This window comes from Streptomyces erythrochromogenes, from assembly GCF_036170895.1.
Classification (GTDB): domain Bacteria; phylum Actinomycetota; class Actinomycetes; order Streptomycetales; family Streptomycetaceae; genus Streptomyces; species Streptomyces erythrochromogenes.
In genome coordinates, this window is sequence record NZ_CP108036.1 from 5,912,497 (window position 1) to 5,930,048 (window position 17,552).

A 17,552-nucleotide genomic window follows, 5' to 3' on the forward strand; every position below is an offset into this window, starting at 1 on the left:
CGGATTGTGGAGCCAGCAAGCGGCGCTGGGCCGGCCGACGCGGCCGGCGACGCCGCGGAGGCGCTCGACCGCCCACTGCCGGAAGGCGTGCGGCGCCGGGTCGTCGCGCTCGTCTCGGACGCCTTCGGCGCGCTGACGGTCGCGGACCTGCCGGCGCAGCTGCGCCAGTACGCCCGCTTCACCCCGACCCGGCGCGCCAAGTTCGCGGGCAACGCGATGGCCGCGGCGGTCGAGACCGACCCGGTGTTCCGCAGCAGGGTCGCCGAGAAGCTGCGCGAGGCCCAGGCGGACCTGGCCGGCGCGCTGGAGTCCGGCGCGCCGCCGGCCGCCGCGGACCCGCTGGACGTGGCGGCCGCCGCCTTCGTCCTACGGCCGGCCGGATGGGTCAAGCTCGTGGCCGCCGCCGGCGAGGAGGCGCAGCGCGCCGACGCCGAGCGGGTCGGCGAGGAGACCCGGCGCGAGCTGGAGCGCCTGCGCGAGGAGCTGGAGCACGTACGGGAACTGCAGCGCACGGGCGGTGAGCAGGTACGGGTCGAGCTGGAGGCGGCGCGCAAGGAAGCGGAATCGCTTCAGCGCCGGCTGCGCAGCGCCCTCAGCGACGTCAAGCGCGGCGAGGCGGCCCTGCGCAAGGTGACCGCCGAGATCGACGGGATCCGCGGCGAGGCCGCGACCCGCGTGGCGGCCGCCGAGAGCGAGAGCCGGCGGCTCAGGTCCCGTCTCGCGGAGGTGGAGACGTCGCTGGAGACCTCGCGCCGGGCCACCCGTGAGGGGCGCAGCATCGAGGACATGCGGCTGCGGCTGCTGCTGGACACCGTGCTGGACGCGGCGCAGGGGCTGCGCCGCGAGCTGGCGCTGCCTCCGGTGAACACCCGCCCGGCCGACACGGTGGACGCGGTGGAGCCGGGCCGGATGACGCCGAAGGACATCGCGGCGCGCGCCCTGTCGGAGACCGATCCGGCTCTGCTGGACCAGTTGTTGGCGCTGCCGCAGGCCCATCTGGTGGTCGACGGCTACAACGTGACCAAGACCGGCTATCCGACGATGCCGCTGGAGAAGCAGCGGCTGCGGCTGCTGGGCGGACTGTCGATGCTGGCCGCGCAGACGGGCGCGGAGATGACCTGTGTCTTCGACGGCGCGGAGCTGGCGGCCCCGGTGCTGCTCGCGCCGCCGCGCGGTGTGCGGGTGCTGTTCTCCAAGGCCGGGGTGACGGCGGACGAGCTGATCCGCCAGTTGGTGCGGGCGGAGCCGCCCGGCCGGCCGGTGGTCGTGGTCTCCACGGACCGCGAGGTCGCCGACGGAGTGGCCAAGGCCGGGGCGCGGCCCGTAACGTCCGCTTTGTTGCTGAAGCGGCTTTCGCGCGTTTCCTAACTCCCGCTCCGAATGCCGGAATTGGTGGGTCATGTGGAGGACGCACCGTCAAGTGCCCGGCACGGAGCGTGCGGTGAAGGTAAAGAACCTGGTCGGAGGCCGAGTTTTTCCCGGCAGGATTTGAACTGATCACAGATGGGTCACTAGGGTCTGGTCAAACCTTCGTGCGGTAGATCACTCATTCGGGGTGGCAGCGAAGGTGCTGCCGAGTTGCGTTCTTCGGCGGCTACCTAGGAAGAAGGAGCTCGCCTTCGTGGCGTCCCACCGTCGACCCAAGCAGCCGACTCGCGCTCGTGTGACCGTGCTCACCTCGGTCGCGGCCGCGGCTGTCGCCCTCACCGCGCAGAGTGCCTCCGCCGCTCCGGCGAAGCCGAGCAAGGACGAGGTCAAGAGCCAGGTCGACGCCCTCTACGAAGAGGCGGAGCAGGCCACCGAGAAGTTCAACGGGGCCAAGGAGCGCCAGGAGACCCTCGAGAAGGAGATCGGGCAGATCCAGGACCAGGTCGCGCGCGGCCAGAGCGAGCTCAACGACCTCCGCAGCGCGCTCGGTTCGATGGCGAGCGCCCAGTACCGCAACGGCGGCATCGACCCCTCCCTCGCCCTCCTCCTCTCCGAGGACCCCGACAGCTACCTCGACAAGGCCTCCACCCTGGAGCACCTGAGCGGCAAGCAGGTCGAAGCGGTCCAGAAGATCCAGGCGAAGCAGCGCACCCTCGCGCAGCAGCGCCAGGAGGCCTCCGGGAAGATCGCCGACCTCGACGCCACCCGCAAGGAGCTCGGCGAGAAGAAGAAGGTCTCGGGCGAGAAGCTCGCCGCCGCCCAAGCCCTCCTCAACACCCTTACGGCGCAGGAGCGTGCCGCGCTCAAGGACGAGGACACGCGCGCCAGCCGCGCCGACAGCCAGCGCGTCGACCTCGGCGACGTCAAGGCTTCCGGCCGTGCCGGAGCCGCGCTCGCGGCCGCCAAGACCAAGGTCGGCAGCGCGTACATATCGGGCCACGAGGGCCCGAACTCCTTCGACTGCTCCGGGCTGACCCAGTGGGCGTACAAGCAGGCCAACGTCAGCATCAGCCGCGTGACCTACACCCAGGCGAACGACGGCACGCGCATCAGCCGCAGCCAGCTCCAGCCCGGTGACCTCGTCTTCTTCTACGGGGACCTGCACCACGTCGGCCTCTACGCCGGCAACAACATGACGCTGCACGCCTCGAACCCGCGCGGCGGCGTCAAGTACGAGTCGATGGACAACATGCCCTTCCAGTTCGGCGTCCGCATCGGCTGACGCGCCGCGCACCGCCCATCCGGGCGAATTCCACGGCCCCGCTCTGACCACACGCCCCGCCGGTGACCTGCGTCTCCGGCGGGGCGTCGGTGTGTGTGCCCTCCGGCGGTCGTTGGTCGGTGCGTGGTCGCACGGCTACTGTCTGCCAGCGCGGAACCCGGCACACGACCGTCCACGGGGGGCGGACCCGGGCCCCGCCCAGCGGAAGGGAGCGGCTCCACGTGGCGTCCCATCGTCGGCCCGGGCTCGGCGGCCTCGACCGGAACACGAAGGTCACCGTCCTCACCGCCGCCGCGGCCACCGCCGCGGTCGCCATGGCGGGCGCACCCGCGAGCGCGGCCCCCGGCCACCCGCACGAACCGGGCGGCGGCGCGAGATCCGGCGTCAGCGCCCAGGTCGACCGGCTCTTCGAGGAGGCCGAGCAGGCCACCGAGCACTTCAACGAGGCGGGCGAGAAGGCCGACAGGCTCCGCATCGAGGTCAACCGGGCCCAGGACGCGGTCGCCCGCGGCCAGGAGCGCATCAACGCCATGCGCGGCGTCCTCGGCACCTTCGCCGGGGCCCAGTACCGCAGCGGCGGCATCGACCCCGCCGTCGGGCTGATGCTGGCCGAGGACCCCGACGCCTACCTGGAGCAGGCCGCCGCCCTGGACCGGCTGACCGAGCGTCAGGCCCGGCAGCTCCACGACCTGCGCCAGGAACAGCGCCGGCTCGGCCAGGTGCGCTCGGAGGCCTCCCGCAAACTCGCCGAACTCGACGCCCTGCGCTCCGACGTCGCCCGCCACAAGCGCTCCGTCACCGCGAAGCTCGCCGCGGCCCAGCGGCTCCTCAACTCCATGCCGTCCGCGGAGCGGGCCGACTTCGAGCGCTCCTCGCGCTCCGGCGGGCGCCACGAAGCACTGCCGGACCTGGGCCCCATGGGCGCCGGAGGCCCCTCCTCCGGCCGCGCAGCGGCTGCCGTGATGGCCGCCCGGGCCGCCGTCGGCCGCCCGTACGTGTGGGGATCCACCGGGCCCTCCGGCTTCGACTGCTCCGGGCTGATGGTCTGGTCCTACCGGCAGGCGGGCGTCTCGCTGCCGCGCACCTCGCAGGCCCAGCGGCACGCCGGGCGCCAGGTGCCGCTGTCGCAGGCCCGGCCGGGCGACCTGGTGACGTACCGCTCCGATGCCAGCCACGTCGGCATGTACGTCGGCAACGGCCAGGTGGTCCACGCCCCCTACCCCGGGGCCCGGGTGCGCTACGACCCGGTCGGGATGATGCCGGTGTCGGCGGTGACCCGCCCCTGACCCCGCGGGCGGCGGCGGACCGCCCGCCGCCGCCCCTGCCGCGCCCGTCGCCCGCGGCGCCCTGCGTACGATCGGCGGATGCTCCCCGTCCGCCGTCCGCCGCGCATCCTGCCGCTCGTGGTGCTCCTCCTGGGCGCGCTGCTCGCCGGCTGCGGCCCGCGGCCGGCCGGTAGCGCCGGCACCGCCGGGCGGGAGGTCCGCCGGGCCGTCGCCGACTGGTCGCGGGCCGTGCCCGAGGCGCTCGCCGGCATCCCGCTGACGGACTGGGCGTACGAGGTCTCCTCGGTACGGCGCGACGGCGACCGCGCCCTCGCGACGGCCCGGCTGCGCTACCGCCTGGCCGGCTACGACACCGCCCCCGAGGAGTCGGCACGCGAGGTGGAGCTGGTCCGGGAGGGCGGTACCTGGCGGGTGGGCGCCGACCGGCCCGCGCCCGGCGCCCTGCCGCAGCTGTGGGACCAGGGCCCTGTCTCGGTGGCCACCGGTACGCACTCCCTGGTCCTCGGCGGGGCCGGGCAGAGCGCCGGGACGCTGCGGGAGATCGCCGCCGAGGCCGACCGTGCGGTGCCCGCAGCGAGCGCCGCCCGGCCCGGGCCCTGGGCGGGCCGGGTGGTCGTACTGGTCCCCGGCTCCCTCGACGCGATGGCGCGGCTGCTGGGCCGCCCCGCCGACACCTACCGGGGGCTCGGCGCCGTCACCACCGGCCGGGTGGGCGCCGGCCCGGCCCCCGCGGACCGGGTCGTGGTCAACCCCGAGGGGTACGCCGGACTGGGCGCGGAGGGCCGGCGGATCATCCTGACCCACGAGGTCACGCACGTGGCCACGCGCGCGGCGACCTCCGCGGCCACCCCGCTGTGGCTCTCCGAGGGCTTCGCGGACTGGGCGGCGTACCGGGGCGCATCCACGCCCCCCGCGCAGGCCGCCCCGGCGCTCGCCCGGGCGGTGCGGCGCGGCGAGCTGCCGGGGGAGCTGCCCCGGACCGAGGACTTCGCCTTCGGCGGGGACCCGGATGCGGCGGCGCGGGCGTACGAGGGCGCGTGGCTGGCGTGCCGGCTGATCGCGGCCGAGTGGGGCGAGAGGGCGCTGGTGGACCTGTACGGACGGGCCGGGCGCGAGCCGCTGGAGACCGCGCTGCGGGCGACCCTCGGGGTGGACCGGGCCGGGCTGACGGCAGCGTGGCAGGAGTCCCTTCGCGAGGAGCTGCGCTGAGCGGGTACTGTCGGCAGGCGATGCACAAGACCCTGATCGTGACCAACGACTTCCCGCCGCGACCGGGCGGCATCCAGGCCTTCCTCCACAACATGGCGCTACGGCTGGATCCCGACCGGGTCGTCGTCTACGCCTCCACGTGGAAGCACAGCGCGGAGGGCCGCGAGGCCACCGCCGCCTTCGACGCGGAGCAGCCGTTCCAGGTGGTCCGTGACCGTACGACGATGCTGCTGCCGACCCCGCGCGTGACGCGGCGGGCCGTCGGCCTGCTGCGCGAACACGGCTGCGAGTCGGTCTGGTTCGGCGCCGCCGCCCCGCTCGGCCTGATGGGCCCGGCGCTGCGGCGGGCGGGCGCGCGGCGGATCGTGGCGACCACCCACGGGCACGAGGCGGGCTGGGCCCAGCTGCCGGCCGCGCGGCAGCTGCTGCGGCGGATCGGCGAGGGCACGGACACGCTGACGTACCTGGGGGAGTACACGCGCTCCCGGATCGCCTCGGCGGTCACCGACCGGGCGGCGGCGCGGATGGTCCAACTCCCGCCGGGTGTGGACGAGAAGACCTTCCACCCGGCGTCGGGCGGCGACGAGATCCGGGCCCGGCTCGGCCTCTCGGACCGGCCCGTGGTCGTGTGCGTGTCGCGGCTGGTCCCGCGCAAGGGCCAGGACACGCTGATCGAGTCCATGCCGCGGATCCTGGCCGCGGTCCCCGACGCCGTGCTGCTGATCGTCGGCGGCGGCCCGTACGAGGCGGACCTGCGGGCGCTGGCCCAGTCCACGGGCGTGGCCCGGTCGGTGGTCTTCACGGGAGCCGTCCCGTGGTCCGAACTCCCCGCGCACTACGGCGCGGGCGACGTCTTCGCCATGCCCTGCCGGACCCGGCGGGGCGGCCTCGACGTGGAGGGGCTCGGGATCGTCTACCTGGAGGCCTCGGCGACGGGCCTGCCGGTGGTCGCGGGCGACTCGGGCGGTGCGCCGGACGCGGTGCTGGACGGCGAGACGGGCTGGGTCGTGCGCGGCGGTGCGCCCGAGGAGGCCGCGGACCGGATCGTGGCCCTGCTCCAGGACCCGGACCTGCGCGCCCGCATGGGCGAGCGCGGCCGCGCCTGGGTCGAGGAGAAATGGCGCTGGGACCTCCTGGCGGAACGCCTGCGCGAGCTGCTGTAGCGGGGTTCCGCCCCGAGGTGGCGGGCCGCTCCGCCCCGGGTGGCGGGCCGCGCAGCCATGTCTGACTGTTCCTCAGATGTCTGTCAACACCGCGTCTGGGCGGACGGCCGGAATCCGCTCATGATGCGGCCATGACACCCAACCTGACGCGCCGTCAAATGCTGGGACTCGGCGCACTCTCGACCGCCGCCGCCCTCGGCTTCACACGGATCGGGGCGGCCTCCGCCGCCGCCGTCGAGCCCGCCGCCGCCCAGTACGCCCCCGCCATCGTCGTCGGCTCCGGCTACGGATCCGCCGTCGCCGCCCTGCGCCTCGGGCAGGCGGGCGTGCGTACCGTCGTCCTCGAAATGGGCCGGCTGTGGGACACCCCCGGGCCCGACGGCAAGGTCTTCCCCTCCACCTCCGCCCCCGACCACCGCTCCATGTGGTTCCGCACCCGCACCGAGGCCCCGCTCGCGCAGTTCCTCTGGCTCGACGTGGTCAACCGCGACATCAGCCCGTACCCCGGAGTCCTGGACCGCGTGAACCACGGCGACATGTCCGTCTACGTGGGGCGCGGCGTCGGCGGCGGGTCCCTCGTCAACGGCGGCATGGCACCCGTCCCCAGGCGCTCGTACTTCACCGAGGTCTTCCCCGGGGTCGACGCCGACGAGATGTACGGCACCTACTACCCGCGCGCCCGCGCCCTGCTCGGCGTGAACGACATCGACCCGGCCTGGTTCGAGTCCACCGAGTGGTACCGCTTCGCCCGGATCTCCCGCAAGCACGCCCACAACACCGGCCTGAAGACCGTCTTCGTGCCCAACGTCTACGACTTCGACCACATGAAGCGCGAGGCCGCCGGCACCGCACCCCGCTCGGCACTGGCCGGGGAGGTCATCTACGGCAACAACCACGGGAAGAAGAGCCTCGACAAGACCTACCTCGCCGCCGCCATCGGGACCGGCAACGTCACCATCGAGACCATGCAGCGCGTGGTCGGCGTGCGGCCCGACCCGGCCGGCGGGTACGTCGTGACGGTGCGCACCAGCGACGTCACGGGGAAGGTCACCCACGTCCGCGAACTCGGCTGCCGGCAGCTCTTCCTCGGCGCCGGCAGCCTGGGCACCACCGAGATCCTGCTGCGGGCCCGCGAGACCGGCGCCCTGCCCGCGCTCAGCGACAGGGTCGGGCGCGGCTGGGGCCCCAACGGCAACGTCATGACCGCGCGCGCCAACCACCTCTGGGACACGGTCGGCGCCCACCAGGCCACCATGCCGGCGCTGGGCATCGACGACTGGGACAACGCCGCGAACCCGGTCTTCGCCGAGATCGCCCCGCTGCCCATGGGCCTCGAACACTGGATCTCGATGTACCTGGCCATCACCAGGAACCCGGAGCGCGGGCACTTCACCTACGACGCGGCCACCGACTCCGCACGCCTGAACTGGCGGCGGGACCAGAACGCGCCCTCGGTCAACGCGGCGAAGAACCTCTTCGACCGCATCAACCGGCGCAACTTCACGATCTACCGCTACGACCTCTTCGGCGGGAACCGGGCCTTCGCCGACGACTTCACCTACCACCCGCTCGGCGGCTGCGTCCTCGGGGACGCGACCGACGCCTACGGGCGGGCCAAGGGCTACCAGGGGCTCTACGTGGTGGACGGCTCCCTGGTCCCGGGGTCGCTCGGCGTGAACCCGTTCGTCACCATCACCGCCCTCGCCGAGCGGAACATGGCGCGGATCCTCGCCGACCCCCGCTGACGGCGTCCTCCGGCCGCGGGCCGGCAGAGCGGATCAGCCGCGGTAGAGCGCCTCGATCTCGTCCGCGTAGTCCTTCGCCACCACGTTGCGCTTGAGCTTCAGCGACGGCGTGATGTGGCCCGACTCCTCCGTGAACTGGGAGGGCAGAATGCGGAATTTCCGCACCGATTCCGCCTTGGAGACCGCCGCATTGCCGTCGTCGATCGCCTTCTGGACGGCGGCGATGAGGTCCGCGTCCTCACGCAGCTCCGCCGCCGTGACCCCGGTCGGCTTGCCGTTCTCCGCGGCCCAGCGGCCGAGGAACTCCTCGTCGATCGTGACCAGCGCGGCCACGAACGGCCTCGCGTCGCCGACCACCATGCACTCCGCGACCAGCGCGTGCGCCCGGATCCGGTCCTCGATCACCGCGGGGGCCACGTTCTTGCCGCCCGCCGTGACGATGAGCTCCTTCTTGCGGCCGGTGATCGTGAGGTAGCCGTCCTCGTCGAGGGTGCCGACGTCGCCGGTGTGGAACCAGCCGTCGGTCAGCGCCTCGGCGGTCGCCGCCTCGTTGTTCCAGTACCCCGTGAAGATCTGCTCGCCGTGCAGCAGCACCTCGCCGTCGTCCGCGATGCGCACCACGGAGCCCGGCATGGGCTGGCCGACCGTGCCGATCTTCTGCTTGTCCCACGGGTTGAAGGTGGTCGCGGCACAGGACTCGGTCAGGCCGTAGCCCTCCAGGACCGTGAAGCCGATGCCGCGGAAGAAGTGGCCGAGCCGCTCGCCCAACGGCGCGCCGCCGGAGATCGCGTACTCGCCGCGCCCGCCGAGGACCGCGTGCAGCTTGCTGTAGACCAGCTTCGAGAAGAGCTTGTGCTTGAGCTTCAGCCCGAACGACGGGCCGCGCGGGGTGTCCAGCGCACGGCTGTAGGCGATGGCCGTTTCGGCCGCGGCGTCGAAGATCTTCCCCTTGCCCTCGGCCTGCGCCTTGGCGCGCGCCGAGTTGTAGACCTTCTCGAAGACCCGGGGGACGCCGAGGATCAGCGTGGGGCGGAAGGACTGCAGCTCGTCGGTGAGGTTCTTGATGTCCGGTACGCAACCCAGGCGGATCGGCGCCAGTACGGCCGCCACCTCCACCAGGCGCCCGAAGACGTGCGCGGCCGGCAGGAACAGCAGCACCGAGCACTCGCCGGTCTTGAACAGCGGGCTCAGGCGCTCCACCGCGTTGCCGCACTCCGCGAAGAAGTTGCGGTGGGTCAGCACACAGCCCTTGGGGCGGCCGGTGGTGCCCGAGGTGTAGACGATGGTGGCCGGGTCGTCGGCGTTCGCGAGGCTGCTGCGCTCCTCGACCTCGGCGTCGGTGACGGCCGCGCCCGCGGCCTTCAGCGCCTCCACCGCCCCCTGCTCGATCTCCCAGACCTCGCGCAGCTCCGGCAGGCGGTCGCGCAGCGAGGCCACGGCCTTGCCGTGCCCGGTGCTCTCCACGACGACCGCGACGGCGCCGGAATCGCCGAGGATCCACTGGATCTGCTCGGGGGAGCTGGTCTCGTACACGGGGACGGTGACGCCGCCCGCGCTCCAGATCGCGAAGTCGATCAGCACCCACTCGTAGCGGGTGCGGGAGATCAGGGCGACGCGGTCGCCGGGACGGACGCCGGCCGCGATCAGGCCCTTGGCCGTGGCACGGACCTCGGCCAGGAACTCGGTCGCCGTCACGTCCTGCCACCGGCCGTCGGCCTTGCGGCTCATCACGGCGGTGTCTGGGTGCTGAGCGGCGTTGCGGCGGATGAGATCCGTCAGGTTCCCGTCCGACGGGACCTCGTACAGGGCCGGAAGGCTGAACTCGCGCAAGACTGCTGCTCCTCTGGGCGCCATCGCCACCATGTGGACCGACCGGACGTTACCCACCGGTAGTGGGTTCCCGATAGAGGGAACCGGCCAGATGTTCCGTGCGTCACATTCTGCACTCACGAGGCCCGGCCCCAACGTGCCGACAGTAGTCGACCCCTCTGGCGACTCGGAAGTAACCGCAGGTAGGCCGACCTTTCACACCCCCACTACCCGGCCCTCACGAGTCCCCCTAGGGTTGTCCGCATGGCTGGCACCAAGCGGGGCGAGAACGGCGGCGGCACGAGCGGATCGAGCCGCACACGGGTCCACGTCGTGAGCGACGTCCACGGCAACACCGAAGCCCTCGCCCGGGCCGGCGACGGCGCCGACGCCCTGATCTGCCTCGGCGACCTCGTCCTCTTCCTCGACTACGCCGACCACTCGCGCGGGATCTTCCCCGACCTGTTCGGCGTCGAGAACGCCGACCTCATCGTCGAGCTGCGCACCCAGCGCCGCTTCGAAGAGGCCCACGCCCTCGGCCGGCGGCTCTGGGCGGGCCTCGACCGCGAACAGGTGATCGAGGAGGCCGTGCGCCGCCAGTACGCCGAGATGTTCGCCGCCTTCCCCCGCCCCACGTACGCCACCTACGGCAACGTCGACATCCCGACGCTGTGGCCCGAGTACGCCGACCGCCACGGCCTCACCGTGCTCGACGGACAGCGCGTCGAGATCGCCGGACGCGTCTTCGGCTTCGTCGGCGGCGGACTGCCCTCGCCCATGCGCACCCCCTACGAAGTGGACGTGGAGGAGTACGCCGCCAAGGTCGAGGCCCTCGGCGAGGTCGACGTGCTGTGCTCGCACATCCCGCCGGAAGTGCCCGAGCTCTGCTACGACACCGTCGCACGCCGCTTCGAACGCGGCAGCGAGGCCCTGCTGGCCGCCATCCGCCGCACCCGGCCCCGCTACGCCCTCTTCGGCCACGTCCACCAGCCGCTGGCCCGGCGGATGCGGATCGGCGCCACCGAGTGCGTGAACGTCGGACACTTCGCGTCGACCGGCCGCCCATGGGCCATGGAGTGGTGAGAACCGGCCGGTTCCGCGCCGCCCGCACCGGGCCCGGGGAGCCACTGGAGTGGCGGCGCCCACACGCGCGGTAGCCTTCACGCGGCGGCCGGAGGCCGTACACATCCTCGAACAAACTCCGGAGGAGCGACCGCGATGGCGGAACACACCAGCTCAAGCATCACGATCGACGCCGCGCCCGGCGACGTGATGGCCGTGATCGCCGACTTCGCCCGCTACCCCGAGTGGACCGGCGAGGTGAAGGAGGCCGAGGTCCTCGCCACCGACGCCGCGGGCCGGGCCGAGAAGGTCCGACTGCTGCTCGACGCGGGCGCGATCAAGGACGACCACACCCTCGCCTACACCTGGAAGGGCACCGACGAGGTCAGCTGGACCCTGGACAAGTCCCAGATGCTGCGCCAGCTCGACGGCTCCTACCGGCTGGCCCCGGTGGACGGCGGCAAGCGCACCGAGGTCACCTACCAGCTGACCGTCGACGTCAAGATCCCCATGCTCGGCATGATCAAGCGCAAGGCCGAGAAGGTCATCATCGACCGCGCGCTGGCGGGCCTGAAGAAGCGCGTCGAGTCCGTCTGAGTCCGACCCGCCACCCGGGGCGGTGCCGCGCCCGACACCGGCGCGGCACCGCCCCGCGGCGTCCCGCCGGGCGGCACCGCGCGGCGGCGCACCCCACCGATCCGGAGCACCCCCACATGCACACCTTGCTCATCACCGGCCCCGGCGGGGCCGGGCGGACCACCGTGGCGGCGGCCACCGCCCTCGCCGCGGCCCGCGAGGGGCAGCGGGTGCTGCTGCTCTCCGGCGACCCGGGCGACCCGCTCGCCGAACTCCTCGGCGACCCGATCCCGCCCGGCCTGAGCGTCGCCCGGGTGGACTCCGGCCAGGAGTTCCGCGACGAACTCGTCGCCCTCCAGGAACGCGGATCCGCCCTCCTCGCCATGGTCGGCGCCCGGCCGCTGGGCGCCGAGGAACTCACCGAACTGCCCGGCTCCGAACAGTTCGCCCTGCTCCGCGCCCTGCGACGGGCCGCCGCCGCACCCGCCACCGACCTCGTCGTCGTCGACCTGCCCCCGCTCCACCAGGCCGTCGCCACCCTCGCCCTCCCCGCCCAGCTGCGCCGCTACCTCGCCCGCCTGCTCCCCGCAGAGAAGCAGGCCGCCCGCGCCCTGCGGCCCGTACTGGCCCAGCTGGCCGGCGTGCCCATGCCCGCCCAGTGGCTCTACGAGGCCGCAGCGCGCTGGGACGAGGAGCTGGCCGCCGTCCAGGCCGTCGTGGAGGCCGACACCACCGAAGTGCGCCTGGTCGCCGAGCCCGGACCGGCCGCCGCCGACACGCTTCGGCTGGGACGCCTGGGCCTCGCCCTCCAGCAGCTGCCCGTCTCCGCCGTCGTCGCCAACCGGATGGTCCCGCACGGCTCCGCCGACCCCTGGCTCGCCGGGCTCGCCGCCCAGCAGGAGAAGTACGCCGCCGAGTGGGCCGACGAGGGCCCGGTGGTCGCCCTCGCCCACCTCGGCCCCGACCCCCAGGGCCAGGACGACCTCGACCGGCTCGCCGCCCCCGGCGGACTCGTCCCGGACGCGCCCGCGCCCCGCCGGGCCTGGACCGTCGAGGACCGGCTCGCCGAGGACGGCGTCCTCGTCTGGGTGGTTCCGCTGCCCGGCGCGCACAAACGCGACCTCGACCTCGTCCGCCGCGGCGACGAGCTGCTGCTCACCGCGGGCCCGTACCGCAGGATCGTTCCGCTGCCCTCGGCGCTGCGCCGGTGCACCGTCTCCGGCGCCGCCCTCACCGAAGGCGAGCTCCGCATCCGCTTCACCCCCGACCCCGGCCTGTGGCCCCGTACGCGCTGAACCGGATACCCCCGTTCGGGTACCGTCGAAGGTAGACAGCACGCACGCCCAGCAGCCGCCGCAGGAGAGTCCGCCATGAGCGAGGCCACCGACCGCCCCACCGACGACGACGCCTGGGCCAAGGCCTGTGCCGAGGACCTCGCGGCCGAGAAGGAGCGCCTGCGCGGGCAGGGCCAGGCCGGCTCCGGAACCACCGGCACCGCCGCCGAGGAGCTGTTCAAGCTCTTCGAGGCCGTCGCCGACAAGGTCTCCGGCCTGAACAACCCGCTGTTCGGCGCCGCCGCACAGGGCGCGGTCCGCCAGATCGTCGACCAGGCGAAAAGCGCCGCGAAGCCCGTCGTCGAACGCAACCCCGAGGTCTTCGACCACCTCGCGGCCGCCGGCTCCGAGCTGCTCGCCGCCTACCGCTCCGCCGTCGAGGGCCACGAGGGCCGCTGGACCCGGGGCGAGCCCCGGGCACCCCGGCAGGCCTCCGGCGACCGCGACCCCCGCCGGGACGGCCCCGACGACGGTCCCGCCGAGCGGATCGATCTCGACTGAACCCCCGACGCCCTCGGGTACCGTTGGCCGTGGCGGGGTTTGACCGGAAACCGAGGGACTAATGGGACTCACCATCGGCGTCGACATCGGCGGCACGAAGATCGCGGCCGGCGTGGTCGACGAAGAGGGCACGATCCTTGAGACGTACAAGGTGCCCACCCCGCCGACCGCGGACGGCGTGACGGAGGCCATCTGCGCCGCCGTGTCCGAGGTCAGCAGCAACCACACCATCGAGGCCGTCGGCATCGGCGCCGCCGGATACGTGGACGACAAGCGCGCGACCGTGCTCTTCGCGCCGAACATCAACTGGCGCCACGAGCCGCTCAAGGACAAGGTCGAGCAGCGCATCGGCCTGCCCGTCGTCGTCGAGAACGACGCGAACTGCGCGGCCTGGGGCGAATACCGCTTCGGTGCCGGCCAGGGCCACGACGACGTCATCTGCATCACGCTCGGCACCGGCCTCGGCGGCGGCATCATCATCGGCAACAAGCTGCGGCGCGGACGCTTCGGCGTCGCCGCCGAGTTCGGCCACATCCGGGTCGTCCCGGACGGCCTGCTGTGCGGCTGCGGCAGCCAGGGCTGCTGGGAGCAGTACGCCTCCGGGCGCGCCCTCGTCCGCTACGCCAAGCAGCGCGCCAACGCCACCCCCGAGCACGCGACGATCCTGCTCGCGCTCGGCGACGGCACCCCCGAGGGCATCGAGGGCAAGCACATCAGCGAGGCCGCCCGCCAGGGCGACCTGGTGGCCGTCGACGCCTTCCGCGAACTGGCCCGCTGGGCCGGCGCCGGACTCGCCGACCTGGCCTCCCTCTTCGACCCGTCCGCCTTCATCGTCGGCGGCGGCGTCTCCGACGAGGGCGACCTCGTGCTCGACCCGATCCGCAAGTCCTTCAAGCGCTGGCTGGTCGGCGGCGCCTGGCGCCCGCACGCCCAGGTGCTGGCCGCGCAGCTCGGCGGCAAGGCCGGACTCGTCGGCGCGGCCGACCTGGCCCGCCAGGGCTGACCCCTTCCACCCGGACCGCCCGCCGCGCCCCTTGGGGGAGCGGCGGGCGGCTGCGTATCTTGCGTTACATGGACCAGTTGCCGCCCACGCTGCCGAAGTCCCGTACGGAACCCGACGGTTCCGCCGTGATCCGGGTGCTCAGCTACAACATCCGCTCGCTGCGCGACGACGAGGAGGCGCTGGTCCGGGTCATCCGGGCCTGCGAACCCGACCTGGTCCTCGTACAGGAGGCGCCGCGGTTCTTCCGCTGGCGCAAACACGCGGCGCGGGTCGCCGCCAAGTGCGACCTGGTGGTGCTGGGCGGGGGCGCGACCGCGACCGGACCGCTGCTGCTGTGCTCGCTGCGGGTCTTCGTGGAGCGGACGCAGGACGTACTGCTGCCGCACACGCCCGGACTGCACCGCCGGGGCCTGGCCACAGCGGTCGTCCGCATCGGCGGCGTGCGCCTGGGCGTGGTCTCGGCGCACCTGTCCCTGGACCGGGCCCAGCGGCGGGAGCAGGCCGACCTCCTCCTCGACCGGGTCGCGGCGCTGGACACCCCGTACGGGATCGCCGCGGGCGACGTGAACGAGGGGCCGGACGGCCCCGCCTTCCGGCGGCTCGCCGGCGCGCTGCAGGACTGCTGGTCGGTTGCCCCCTGGGGCGGGGAGCGGACCTTCCCGGCGGCGGCGCCGGACCGGCGGATCGACGCGGTCTTCGCCACGGCGGGAGTGGAAGTGCTGGCCTGCGGTGTCCCAGCGGGGCTGGCGGGGGTGTCCGGAGCGGACCTGCGGTCCGCCACGGACCACCTGCCGGTGCTGGCGGCGCTGCGGCTGCCGGCTCTGCCGTAGCCCTGCCGTCCGGGTGCCGCGCCGGCGGGGCCGGGCGGTGCGGCGGGGCTGAAGGGCAGCCCCGCCGGCCTCGTCCGTCAGACGACCGCGCCGCGGCCCGGGTCGTCGTCCTCCTCGTCGCCGTGCTGCATGCGGGCGATCAGCGTCGCGAAGCCGCCCAGGAAGCCGCCGATGCCCAGCGTCGTCAGCCACCAGGTCATGTCCCACTGCAGCAGCACCGCCAGCAGCAGGAGCACCGGACCGCCGACCACCGCGAGCCACGCGAACTTCGCCGTCGTGTCCGCGGGCGGGAGCTCCGGCTCGGGCGGGACGAAGTGGCCCTCGTCCGCCGGAGTCAGGTCGTCGTCGTCCGGCTCCGCCAGCGAGTGGTCACGGGGACCCGCCATGCCCACGCCCGGGGCGAAGACCACCGAGCTGCCCAGCGCGGGCGCGGGCGCCGCGGGCGGCTCCGGCTTCGACCCGGACTCGGACTCGGGCTCGCCCTTGGCCTTGGCGTCCGCGCCCGGCTCCGGGGGCAGCGGCTTGACGTCCTCCTCGGGCAGCAGGAGGTTCTCGATCGGCCGGAACGGCCGGGACCCCGGCGGGTCCGGCGGCTCCTGCCCGTACCCGGCCACGATCGCGGCCCACGCCGCTTCCTCGTCCAGCGGCGGGATGCCGCCCGACTGCTCCTCGTGCTCAGCCACCGGCCTCCGCCCCCTCCCTGCCCACGCTCTCCGCCAGTCGGCCGACGAACGCAAAACTGTCCGCGAAGATCCGCTCCGCATCATGGTCCAACGTCGCGACGTGGTAGCTCTGTTCCAGCAGGGTCTCCGTGACGTCCGTCGACGAGACCCGGGCCAGCACCCGCGCCGAGTCGACGGGCGGCACGACGTGGTCCTGCGGGCTGTGCAGCAGCAGCAGCGGCTGGGTCACCTGCGGCAGATCGGCGTCCACCAGCTGCAGGAACTTCCGCAGCGAGTGCGCGGCCCGCGTCGGGACCCGGTCGTAGCCGACCTCCACCGAGCCCGGCTTGGCGATGTCACTGGCGATGCCGGGCGTCGACCGGATGAAGTGCTGGGCCACGGGAAGGGCGAAGGCCAGCGGGTCGTGCACCTTGTTGGCCGGGTTGACCAGCACGATGCCGCTGATGGCGTCCCCGTGCTTGGCCGCCAGCCGCAGGGTCAGCGCGCCGCCCATCGACAGCCCGAAGACGAACACCTGCGTGCACCGGTCCAGCAGCTCGCGCAGGGCGCGGTCCACCTCGGCGTACCAGTCCTGCCAGCCCGTGAGCTGCATGTCCTGCCAGCGCGTCCCGTGCCCGGGCAGCAGCGGAAGCGACACCGTCAGGCCCCGCCCGGCGAGGTACTCGGCCCAGGGACGGAGGGACTGCGGGGAACCGGTGAAGCCGTGGCAGAGAAGGACGCCGACCTCTCCGCCCTCGTGGCGGAACGGCTCGGCTCCAGGGAGGACGGGCACCAGGGACTCCTTGATCATGACGTACGTCGGGCGGGTGCGTTGCTCTGTGTGACTTCACCGTACGCGACGGGGGTGGCACCGGCCAGGGTCGTCGGGCCCCTGCCGGCGGGGGCACGGGATAAGGTCTGTTCGACAGACACAGGAAGGCTTTCGAGTTGATCTACGGCGCAATGAAGTTCTCCATCGGCGGTTCGCTGAAACTCGCGTTCAGGCCGTGGGTGGAGGGCCTCGAGAACATTCCCGCGGAGGGGCCGGCGATCCTCGCGAGCAACCACCTGTCCTTCTCCGACTCCTTCTTCCTGCCGGCCGTGCTGGACCGGAAGGTGACCTTCATCGCGAAGGCGGAGTACTTCACCTCCCCCGGAGTCAAGGGCAAGCTGACCGCCGCGTTCTTCAAGGGCGTCGGCCAGCTCCCGGTGGACCGCTCCGGCGCCCGCGGCGCCGGCGAGGCCGCCATCAAGAGCGGCGTCGAGGTCATCGAACGCGGTGAGCTGTTCGGTATCTACCCCGAGGGCACGCGTTCACCCGACGGACGCCTCTACCGCGGCAAGCCCGGCGGCCTGGCCCGCGTGGCACTGGCCACCGGCGCGCCCGTGATCCCCGTCGCGATGATCAACACGGAGAAGATCCAGCCGCCCGGCAAGGTCATCCCCAAGCTCATGCGCCCCGGCATCCGGATCGGCAAGCCGCTGGACTTCAGCCGCTACCACGGCATGGACGGCGACCGCTTCATCCTGCGCTCGGTGACCGACGAGGTCATGTACGAGATCATGAAGCTCTCCGGCCAGGAGTACGTCGACATCTACGCGACGGCGGCCAAGCGCCAGATCGCCGACGCCGAGAAGGCGGCCAAGGACGCCGAGAAGGCGGCCAAGGCGGACAAGGCCGACAAGAGCGAGTAGCGGCGGGCGGTACCGCCCGTCAGGGGG

Annotated in this window: 16 protein-coding genes; 13 read left to right on the top strand and 3 right to left on the bottom strand. The window is 73.3% G+C overall.

Annotation, left to right across the window (positions count from 1 at the left end):
- The first annotated feature begins 3 nt into the window (after positions 1-3).
- The 6 genes from OHA91_RS27045 (at position 4) to OHA91_RS27070 (ending at position 8,053) form a co-directional block, all read left to right on the top strand.
- Positions 4-1,368 (top strand): NYN domain-containing protein, encoded by a 1,365-nt coding sequence (locus tag OHA91_RS27045; RefSeq protein WP_031153075.1) that lies wholly within the window; start codon positions 4-6, stop codon positions 1,366-1,368.
- Between the two features lie 253 nt (positions 1,369-1,621).
- Positions 1,622-2,650 carry a C40 family peptidase gene (locus tag OHA91_RS27050; RefSeq protein ID WP_031153073.1) on the top strand — a complete coding sequence of 343 codons (1,029 nt, stop codon included), beginning with the start codon at positions 1,622-1,624 and terminating at the stop codon, positions 2,648-2,650.
- Between the two features lie 221 nt (positions 2,651-2,871).
- A complete protein-coding gene (locus OHA91_RS27055; RefSeq protein WP_328740192.1) occupies positions 2,872-3,936 on the top strand; it encodes a C40 family peptidase in 1,065 nt (354 codons plus the stop codon).
- A gap of 78 nt (positions 3,937-4,014) precedes the next feature.
- Entirely contained in the window at positions 4,015-5,145 is a 1,131-nt protein-coding gene (locus OHA91_RS27060) for a hypothetical protein (protein ID WP_063835565.1), read from the top strand.
- 20 nt (positions 5,146-5,165) lie between these two features.
- On the top strand, positions 5,166-6,308 hold the full coding sequence (locus OHA91_RS27065) for a glycosyltransferase family 4 protein (RefSeq protein WP_328740193.1): 1,143 nt from the start codon (positions 5,166-5,168) through the stop codon (positions 6,306-6,308).
- Positions 6,309-6,439: 131 nt separating this feature from the next.
- Positions 6,440-8,053: a GMC oxidoreductase gene (locus tag OHA91_RS27070; RefSeq protein ID WP_031153065.1), complete on the top strand. Its 1,614-nt coding sequence runs from the start codon at positions 6,440-6,442 to the stop codon at positions 8,051-8,053.
- Positions 8,054-8,086: 33 nt separating this feature from the next.
- On the opposite strand, the gene OHA91_RS27075 is transcribed toward OHA91_RS27070, so the two are convergent.
- Positions 8,087-9,883: an AMP-dependent synthetase/ligase gene (locus tag OHA91_RS27075; RefSeq protein ID WP_031153063.1), complete on the bottom strand. Its 1,797-nt coding sequence runs from the start codon at positions 9,881-9,883 to the stop codon at positions 8,087-8,089.
- A 243-nt stretch (positions 9,884-10,126) separates the two neighbouring features.
- Here OHA91_RS27075 and OHA91_RS27080 point away from each other — a divergent pair, with 243 nt between their 5' ends.
- The 6 genes from OHA91_RS27080 to OHA91_RS27105 all read left to right on the top strand — a co-directional run bounded on the left by OHA91_RS27080 (position 10,127) and on the right by OHA91_RS27105 (position 15,168).
- Positions 10,127-10,945 carry a metallophosphoesterase family protein gene (locus OHA91_RS27080; protein WP_031153061.1) on the top strand — a complete coding sequence of 273 codons (819 nt, stop codon included), beginning with the start codon at positions 10,127-10,129 and terminating at the stop codon, positions 10,943-10,945.
- 135 nt (positions 10,946-11,080) lie between these two features.
- The gene (locus OHA91_RS27085) at positions 11,081-11,521 is read left to right on the top strand and encodes an SRPBCC family protein (RefSeq protein ID WP_030850114.1); all 441 of its coding nucleotides are present in this window, start codon (positions 11,081-11,083) and stop codon (positions 11,519-11,521) included.
- 116 nt (positions 11,522-11,637) lie between these two features.
- On the top strand, positions 11,638-12,795 hold the full coding sequence (locus OHA91_RS27090; RefSeq protein ID WP_328740194.1) for an ArsA family ATPase: 1,158 nt from the start codon (positions 11,638-11,640) through the stop codon (positions 12,793-12,795).
- A 75-nt stretch (positions 12,796-12,870) separates the two neighbouring features.
- Positions 12,871-13,335 carry a DUF5304 domain-containing protein gene (locus tag OHA91_RS27095; RefSeq protein ID WP_266501996.1) on the top strand — a complete coding sequence of 155 codons (465 nt, stop codon included), beginning with the start codon at positions 12,871-12,873 and terminating at the stop codon, positions 13,333-13,335.
- A 61-nt stretch (positions 13,336-13,396) separates the two neighbouring features.
- Positions 13,397-14,338, top strand: coding sequence for an ROK family glucokinase (locus OHA91_RS27100; RefSeq protein WP_031153053.1), 942 nt, complete (start codon positions 13,397-13,399; stop codon positions 14,336-14,338).
- Between the two features lie 68 nt (positions 14,339-14,406).
- Positions 14,407-15,168, top strand: a complete 762-nt coding sequence (locus OHA91_RS27105) for an endonuclease/exonuclease/phosphatase family protein (protein WP_031153050.1) — start codon at positions 14,407-14,409, stop codon at positions 15,166-15,168.
- A 77-nt stretch (positions 15,169-15,245) separates the two neighbouring features.
- Here OHA91_RS27105 and OHA91_RS27110 read toward each other — a convergent pair whose 3' ends face one another.
- Together OHA91_RS27110 and OHA91_RS27115 are read right to left on the bottom strand one after the other, a co-directional pair.
- The gene (locus OHA91_RS27110) at positions 15,246-15,851 is read right to left on the bottom strand and encodes a hypothetical protein (protein WP_328740195.1); all 606 of its coding nucleotides are present in this window, start codon (positions 15,849-15,851) and stop codon (positions 15,246-15,248) included.
- On the bottom strand, positions 15,844-16,623 hold the full coding sequence (locus tag OHA91_RS27115) for an alpha/beta hydrolase (RefSeq protein ID WP_031153046.1): 780 nt from the start codon (positions 16,621-16,623) through the stop codon (positions 15,844-15,846). Before OHA91_RS27115 ends, OHA91_RS27110 begins: the two co-directional genes overlap by 8 nt.
- 170 nt (positions 16,624-16,793) lie before the next feature.
- Here OHA91_RS27115 and OHA91_RS27120 point away from each other — a divergent pair, with 170 nt between their 5' ends.
- Positions 16,794-17,525 (top strand): lysophospholipid acyltransferase family protein, encoded by a 732-nt coding sequence (locus tag OHA91_RS27120; protein ID WP_031153043.1) that lies wholly within the window; start codon positions 16,794-16,796, stop codon positions 17,523-17,525.
- Positions 17,526-17,552 lie beyond the last annotated feature (27 nt).